The organism is Streptomyces sp. NPDC036984, from assembly GCF_055607665.1.
Genome location: NZ_JBVJRL010000016.1, coordinates 199,944 through 206,876 on the forward strand (window position 1 = coordinate 199,944; position 6,933 = coordinate 206,876).

The 6,933-nt window shown below is 74.3% G+C and carries 7 protein-coding genes and 1 pseudogene; 7 read left to right on the forward strand and 1 reads right to left on the reverse strand.

Annotation, left to right across the window (positions count from 1 at the left end; translation table 11 throughout):
- The first annotated feature begins 158 nt into the window (after window positions 1–158).
- The 7 genes and pseudogenes from ACZ7DL_RS27285 (at window position 159) to ACZ7DL_RS27315 (ending at window position 5,940) form a co-directional block, all read left to right on the forward strand.
- Window positions 159–914, forward strand: a complete 756-nt coding sequence (locus ACZ7DL_RS27285; protein ID WP_470777968.1) for a CoA transferase subunit A — start codon at window positions 159–161, stop codon at window positions 912–914.
- Window positions 914–1,517: pseudogene (locus ACZ7DL_RS27290) on the forward strand (3-oxoacid CoA-transferase subunit B). The gene ACZ7DL_RS27285 and the pseudogene ACZ7DL_RS27290 overlap by 1 nt, the downstream one beginning before the upstream one ends.
- A 119-nt stretch (window positions 1,518–1,636) precedes the next feature.
- Entirely contained in the window at window positions 1,637–2,410 is a 774-nt protein-coding gene (gene pcaH / locus ACZ7DL_RS27295) for a protocatechuate 3,4-dioxygenase subunit beta (protein ID WP_470777940.1), read from the forward strand.
- A gap of 5 nt (window positions 2,411–2,415) precedes the next feature.
- The gene (gene pcaG, locus ACZ7DL_RS27300) at window positions 2,416–3,018 is read left to right on the forward strand and encodes a protocatechuate 3,4-dioxygenase subunit alpha (protein WP_470777942.1); all 603 of its coding nucleotides are present in this window, start codon (window positions 2,416–2,418) and stop codon (window positions 3,016–3,018) included.
- Window positions 3,015–4,355, forward strand: a complete 1,341-nt coding sequence (gene pcaB / locus ACZ7DL_RS27305) for a 3-carboxy-cis,cis-muconate cycloisomerase (protein ID WP_470777944.1) — start codon at window positions 3,015–3,017, stop codon at window positions 4,353–4,355. Before pcaG ends, pcaB begins: the two co-directional genes overlap by 4 nt.
- Window positions 4,352–5,473, forward strand: a complete 1,122-nt coding sequence (gene pcaDC, locus ACZ7DL_RS27310) for a bifunctional 3-oxoadipate enol-lactonase/4-carboxymuconolactone decarboxylase PcaDC (protein ID WP_470777945.1) — start codon at window positions 4,352–4,354, stop codon at window positions 5,471–5,473. The genes pcaB and pcaDC overlap by 4 nt, the downstream gene beginning before the upstream one ends.
- Window positions 5,474–5,550: 77 nt before the next feature.
- On the forward strand, window positions 5,551–5,940 hold the full coding sequence (locus ACZ7DL_RS27315) for a hypothetical protein (protein WP_470777946.1): 390 nt from the start codon (window positions 5,551–5,553) through the stop codon (window positions 5,938–5,940).
- 46 nt (window positions 5,941–5,986) lie between these two features.
- Here ACZ7DL_RS27315 and ACZ7DL_RS27320 read toward each other — a convergent pair.
- Window positions 5,987–6,933 (reverse strand): tetratricopeptide repeat protein (locus tag ACZ7DL_RS27320; protein ID WP_470777948.1); only part of this gene is annotated, 947 nt, incomplete at its 5' end.

Consider the following 6,933-nt stretch of genomic DNA (forward strand, 5'->3'; position numbering starts at 1 on the left):
ACTCGCCACCCGGCTTGCCCTGTCTCGGCGCCCTGCCAGCCGAAAACCGCCTATTGACGGCATCCATCTCCCGCTGGCAGCGTGAGCGGCACCTCACGTAAATACTCAGTGCGCTGATTATCAACGGCCTGATGAACCGGAGAGATGGGGCTGCCCGGATGGACAAGGTGGTCGCCACGGCCGTGGAGGCGGTGGCCGATGTGCCAAACGGCGCCTCGCTCGCCGTCGGCGGATTCGGACTCAGCGGTGTGCCGAACGTGCTGATCCAGGCGCTGTACGAGCACGGTGCCGGCGGGCTGAGCGTGGTGTCCAACAACTGCGGGGCGATGGAGTCCGGGCTCGCCGTGCTGCTGGCCGCGGGCCGGATCGCCCGGGTGACCGGCTCGTACATCGGCGCCAACAAGGAGTTCGCCCGCCAGTATCTGGCCGGTGAGCTGGAGGTCGAGCTGATCCCCCAGGGCACGCTGGCCGAGCGGCTGCGCGCGGGCGGCGCCGGCATCCCCGCCTTCTACACCCCGGCCGGGGTCGGCACCCAGGTCGCCGAGGGCGGCCTGCCCTGGCGCTACGACGGCTCGGGCGGGGTCGCGCTGGCTTCTCCGCCGAAGGAGGTGCGGGAGTTCGACGGCGTGGAGTACGTGCTGGAGCGGGGCATCCGCACCGACTTCGCGCTGGTCCGGGCCGCCCAGGGGGACCGGCACGGAAATCTGGTGTTCCACCGGTCCGCCCGGAACTTCAACCCCCTCGCGGCCATGGCCGGCCGGGTCACGATCGCCGAGGTGGAGGAGCTGGTCGAGCCGGGCGCGATCGATCCGGACGCGGTGCACGTGCCGGGGGTCTTCGTGCAGCGGGTCGTGGCGCTCACCCCTGAGCAGGCGGCGGACAAGCGGATCGAGCGGCGGACGGTGAGCGGCTGATGGCCTGGACACGCGAGGAGATGGCCGCCCGCGCCGCCCGTGAGCTGCGGCCCGGGGAGTACGTCAACCTGGGCATCGGTCTGCCGACGCTGATACCAAACCACCTCCCGCCGGGTGTCGAGGTGGTGCTGGAGTCGGAGAACGGCATCCTGGGCACCGGTCCGTACCCCGCCGAGGACGAGGTCGACCCGGATCTGGTCAACGCCGGCAAGGAGACCGTGACCGTCCTGCCGGGTGCGTCCTTCTTCGACTCGGCGCTGTCCTTCGCGATGATCCGGGGCGGGCACATCGACGCGGCCGTGCTCGGCGCGATGCAGGTGTCTGGTCACCGGGATCGGCGGCGCGATGGACCTGGTGCACGGCGCCCGGCGGGTGATCGTGGTGATGACGCACACCACGAAGGACGGCTCCCCCAAGATCCTGGAGCAGTGCACGCTCCCGCTCACGGGCAAGGCGTGTGTGAACCGGGTCATCACGGACCTCGCCGTGCTGGACGTGACGGACACCGGGCTCGTCCTGGTCGAGACCGCCCCGGGCGTGAGCGTCGAGGACGTCGTCACTCGGACCGACGCCGTGATGACCATCGGGGAGAACGTGCCGTGAACCCCGGGTGCCACGCCCCCGACCCGCCCGCCGCAGCTGCGGCGCCGGCGGGGCCTCCCTCTGCATCGGCGTGGGGCACGGCCCGGCCCGCGTCCTCGAACGGTAAGGAAACGTCAGATATGGCTCTCACCCAGCAGGACATCGACCAGGAGATCGCGGCGGAGCAAGCCGCCCACGACAAGCGCGTCGCCGACGGCGCACCCGTCGAGCACCACCCCCGGCGCGACTACGCGCCCTACCGCTCGTCCGTGCTGCGCCACCCGAAGCAGCCCCTGGTCGCGATCGACACCGGCAACGACCCCGAACCGGTGGAACTGCACTCCCCCGCCTTCGGGGAGCGCGACATCACCGAGAACGACAACGATCTCACCCGGCAGCACACCGGGGACCCGATCGGCGAGCGCATCACCGTCTCCGGGCGGCTCCTGGACCGGGACGGGCGCCCCGTGCGCGGCCAGCTCATCGAGATATGGCAGGCCAACTCGGCGGGCCGCTACGCCCACCAGCGGGAACAGCACGACGCCCCGCTGGACCCGAACTTCAGCGGGGTGGGCCGCACCCTCACCGACGCCGACGGCCGCTACCACTTCACCACCATCCAGCCGGGCGCCTACCCCTGGCGCAACCACGTGGGAGCGTGGCGCCCGGCCCACATCCACTTCTCGGTGTTCGGCACGGCGTTCACCCAGCGGCTGGTGACGCAGATGTACTTCCCGAACGACCCGCTCCTCCCGTACGACCCGATCCTCCAGTCGGTGACGGACGACGCGGCCCGGCGACGGCTGGTCGCCACCTACGACCACGGCCTGTCGGTACCGGAGTTCTCCCTCGGTTACCGCTGGGACATCGTGCTGGACGGCCCCGCCGCCACCTGGACGGAAGAAGGACGCTGACCGCCATGACGACTCCCGACACCGGCAGCCCGGAGCGGGTCCTGCCCACGCCGTCCCACACCGTCGGCCCGTTCTACGGCCACGCGCTGCCGTTCCGCGGCGGCGAGGAGATCGCCCCGCTCGGTCACCCGGACACGATCACCGTGCACGGGTACGTCCTCGACGGCGCGGGCGCACCGCTGCCCGACGCGCTCCTCGAACTGTGGGGCCCGCGCCCCGACGGCACGGTGCCGCGGGTGGACGGCTCCCTCCGGCGCGACCCGGCCACCGGCGGGCACCTCGGCCGCAACGGCGTGGAGTTCACCGGCTGGGGCCGCAGCCAGACCGACGCGGACGGCCACTGGTACGCGCGCACGCTGCGGCCCGGCGCGCGCGTCGGGAACGCGCCCCACCTCAGCGTCTGCGTCTTCGCGCGCGGTCTGCTCGTCCACCTGTTCACCCGGATCTACCTGCCGGGAGACGAGGCCGCCCTGGCCGCCGACCCACTGCTCACCCGGGTGGGCGACCGGCGCGACACGCTGATCGCCGGGGACGAGCAAGGCGGCACCTACCGTTTCGACATCCGCCTTCAGGGTGAAGGCGAGACGGTCTTCCTGGAGTTCCAGTGACATTCGCGTCCCCTCCGTACGCCGACACCGGCCTGCTCGCCCCCGAGTGGGGGCTGTCGGGCGCCGCGTCCGAGACCGGCGACCACGCGTATCTGCGGGCACTCCTCGACGCCGAGGCCGCGCTGACCCGGGCGCAGGCGGCGCTGGGGCTCGCCCCGGCCGAGGCAGCGGCGGCGGTGACCGCGGCAGCCGTCCCGGAGGGCTTCGGCATCCGCTCGCTGGCGGCGCGGACCCCGGCCGGCGGCAACCCGGTCATCCCGCTGGTCGCCGACCTGACCGCGGCGGTCGGCGAGGAGTACGGCCCCTACGTCCACCGGGGCGCCACCAGCCAGGACATCATGGACACGGCGACGATGCTGGTCGCCGTGCGCACCCTCGGCCTGCTGCTCGCCGACCTCGACCGGACCGAGCGGGCGCTGGCCGGACTCGCCGCCGAGCACCGCGACACGGCAATGCCCGGACGCACGCTCACCCAGCACGCCGTACCGACCACGTTCGGGCTGAAGGCGGCCGGCTGGCGGTCGCTGGTCCTGGACGCACGCGACCGCGTCACCCGGGTACGGGACTCGCTCCCCGCCCAACTCGGCGGCGCCGCCGGGACCCTGGCGGCCCTCCAGGCGTACGGCGCGCAGGACGCGGCCGCTCTGACCCGGACGTACGCCCGCGAAGTGGGCCTGGCCGCACCGGCGTTGCCGTGGCACACGCTGCGCACGCCGATCGCGGACCTGGCGGGGTGCCTGGCTCTGACGGCGGGGGCGCTGGGCAAGCTCGCGGTGGACGTCCTGACGCTCTCGCGCACCGAGATCGGCGAGGTGAGCGAGGGCAGCGGCGGTGGCTCGTCGGCCATGCCGCACAAGGCGAACCCGGTGCGTGCCACGCTCCTCGCGGCGGCCGCCCGGCGCGCACCCCAGCTCGCGGCCACCCTGTACGGCTCCCTCACCGCCGAGGACGAGCGGCCGGCCGGGGCCTGGCACGCCGAGTGGGAGCCGCTGCGCGATCTGCTCCGGCTGGCGGGCGGCGCGGCCGCGCATGCGGCCGGGCTGGCCGAGGGGCTGCGGGTGGACTCCGCCGCGATGCGCCGGAACCTCGGCACCACCCGGGGGCTGATCGTCTCCGAACGGCTGTCCGCCGCCCTCACCCCCGTCCTCGGTCGGGCGCGGGCGAGGGAGCTGCTGGCCGAGCTGGCCCGGCGCGCCCACGCCGAGGACCGCACCCTAGGCGAACTCGTTCTCCACGAAGTGGAGTTGAAGGACATCGACCTGGACGACCTGGTCGACCCCGCCCGCTACACCGGGTTCGCCGGTGCCCTCACCGACCGCGCCCTGGAGCGACGTTGACCGTGAGACTCCTCAACCACCTGGAAGAAGGCGCGGCTTCGGCACCGCCTCTGCTGCTCGGGCCCTCGCTCGGCACCTCCCACGCCCTGTGGGGCAAGGTCGCGCCCGAGCTGTCCGCCGGCCACCGCGTGGTCCGCTGGGACCTGCCGGGGCACGGGGGTTCGGCGGCCGGCCTGATCGGGCCGGGCGCGACCGTAGGCGACCTCGCCGCGCTGGTGCTGGCGCTCGCCGACTCGCTCGGCATCGACCGGTTCGCCTACGCGGGCGTCTCCCTCGGCGGCGCCGTCGGCCTGCACCTGGCCGTCCACCACCCCGAGCGGCTGTCCTCCCTGGCGGTGCTGTGCTCCTCCGCCCACTTCGGCGGGGAGGCACCCTGGCGGGAGCGGGCGGAGCGGGTGCGCCGCGAGGGGCTTCAGTGGCTGGTGGAGACCGCCGACGCCCGCTGGTTCACGCCCGGGTTCAGCGTGCCGGGACTGGTCCGGGATCACCGGGAGGCCGACCCGGAGGCGTACGCCGCCTGCTGCGACGCGCTCGCCGCATTCGACCTGCGCGACCGGCTCGCCGAGATCACCGTACCGACCCTCCTGGTGGCCGGCCGGCAGGACCCCGCGACCCCGCCCGCGCACCTGCGGGAGATCGCCGACGCGGTGCCGGCGGCGACACTGGTGGAGCTGCCGGGGGCCGCCCACCTGGCGCCGGCGCAGTGCCCGCGGGCCGTGCTGACCGCGCTGCGCACCCAGCTCGACGGACCGGCGGCGAGCGGCGTGGCGGTGCGCCGGGAGGTGCTGGGCGATGCCCACGTGGACCGCGCGCAGGCCGGGCAGACCCCGTTCACCGCTCGCTTCCAGGACCTCGTCTCCCGCTACGCCTGGGGGGAGATCTGGACCGACCCGACGCTGTCCCGCCGCGAGCGCAGCATGATCACGCTGACCGCGCTGGTCGCGCGCGGCCACGACGACGAGTTGGCGATGCATGTCCGGGCGGCGCGGCGCAACGGGCTGACACCGCAGGAGATCGGCGCGGTGCTGCTCCAGACCGCCGTGTACTGCGGGGTGCCGGCCGCCAACTCGGCGTTCGCTACGGCCCAGCGGGTCCTCGCCGAGGAGGAGTCGCCCTGAGCGCCGAGGGTGACCCTGCCGGTCGTACCCTCGGCAGCGTCTCGTTCCCGGTGCTCCGGCGTGCCTAGGCTTGCGGTATGCCCACTGTCCTGCTCACCGGCGCCACCTCCGGGCTCGGCCGGTACGTCGCCTTCGAACTGGTCCGGGCCGGTCACCTCGTCCTGGCCCACGGCCCCGACCGGGCCCGCACCGAACGGCTGGCCGAGGAGCCGGCGAGCGCCGGAGTGGCGGTGAACGTGCTGCACCCCGCCACCTTCATGGACACGGCGATGGTCCGCGAGGGCGGGATCGCCCCGTGGAACTCGGTCGCCGAAGGAGCGCCGGGCGTGCTGGCGCCGGCCACCCGGGAGACGGGCAGCGGCGGCTACTTCGACGGGACCCGACCGGCGCGGGCACACGAGGCCGCGTACGACCCGGAGGTCCGCAAGCGACTGGCGGCGGTCACCGAGCAGCTGCTGGCCATGTGAGCGCGGCTCAGCGCGGCCCCGGGCCCCGGCTCCGGCACCTCCCGGCTCAGCGCAGCCCCCGCCCCGTCTCCAGTACCTCCCGTGCCTGTGCGACCAGCCCTTCCGCTCCGCAGGCCCGGGCGAGATCCAGGCCCCGGTTGAGTTCCGCGACCGAGCGGGCCGCGATGCCGTACTCGACGCGGGCGGCCGCGTGCTCGTACTGGCAGGGCGACGCCTCCAGGTAGGTGACGGCCCGGGCGGCGAGCTGCACCGCCCGCTGCCCCGTCTCCAGGGCGGCGGCGCAGCGCAGGGCCTCGCCGATGGCGGTGTCCGTGCCGAACCGCTCGGCCTGCCGGCGGGCGTCGGCCGCGAGCTGGGCGGCCCGGGCCGGGTCCTGCCCGGCGAGGGCCTTGGCGAGATCGATGGACCAGGGGGCGAGGACCGGGTTGTGGCCGCCGCGGGAGGCGGCGGTCTTCTCGGCGGCCTCCAGCTCGTTGACGCCCTCCCCGGTGCGGCCCACGGCGAGCAGCAGCCGGCCGCGCACGGAGCGGATGTCGGGCAGCACGATCGTGGACGGATACGGCGGTGCGAAGCCGTACCGTTCGGCGACCGACCAGGCTTCGTCGACCCGGCCCCGGGCGAGCAGCGTGTCGACCAGGCCGCAGGTGGACGACCAGTACAGGGGCAGGCGACGGCCGACGCGTTCGGCGAGCACCAGGCCCTCGCGCAGCGTGGACTCGGCGTCGCGCAGCCGGCCCTGTCTGCGGTAGGCGAGCCCGAGGAAGGCGTTGGCCAGGGAGAGATGGCCGCCGCGCCAGCCGGCGCCGGTGTAGACGCGCCGGGCCTCGGCGAACAGGCTCTCGGCGCGGTCGAGCCGGTCGGCGTAGGCGTACGCGCTGCCGAGCATCATCAGCAGCTTCATGCCCCACTCGGGGTCGGTCCAGCCGAGGCCGGGCGCGAGGCGGCCGTTGACGAGGGCGCGGTCGCACATTTCGAGGACCTCGTCGGCGCTCT

Excerpts from the sequence above, each read along its gene's own strand:
- ACZ7DL_RS27285 (WP_470777968.1), top strand. The coding sequence starts at position 159 with ATGGACAAGGTGGTCGCCACGGCCGTGGAGGCGGTGGCCGATGTGCCA.
- pcaG (WP_470777942.1), top strand. The coding sequence starts at position 2,416 with ATGACGACTCCCGACACCGGCAGCCCGGAGCGGGTCCTGCCCACGCCG.
- pcaH (WP_470777940.1), top strand. The coding sequence starts at position 1,637 with ATGGCTCTCACCCAGCAGGACATCGACCAGGAGATCGCGGCGGAGCAA.
- ACZ7DL_RS27315 (WP_470777946.1), top strand. The coding sequence starts at position 5,551 with ATGCCCACTGTCCTGCTCACCGGCGCCACCTCCGGGCTCGGCCGGTAC.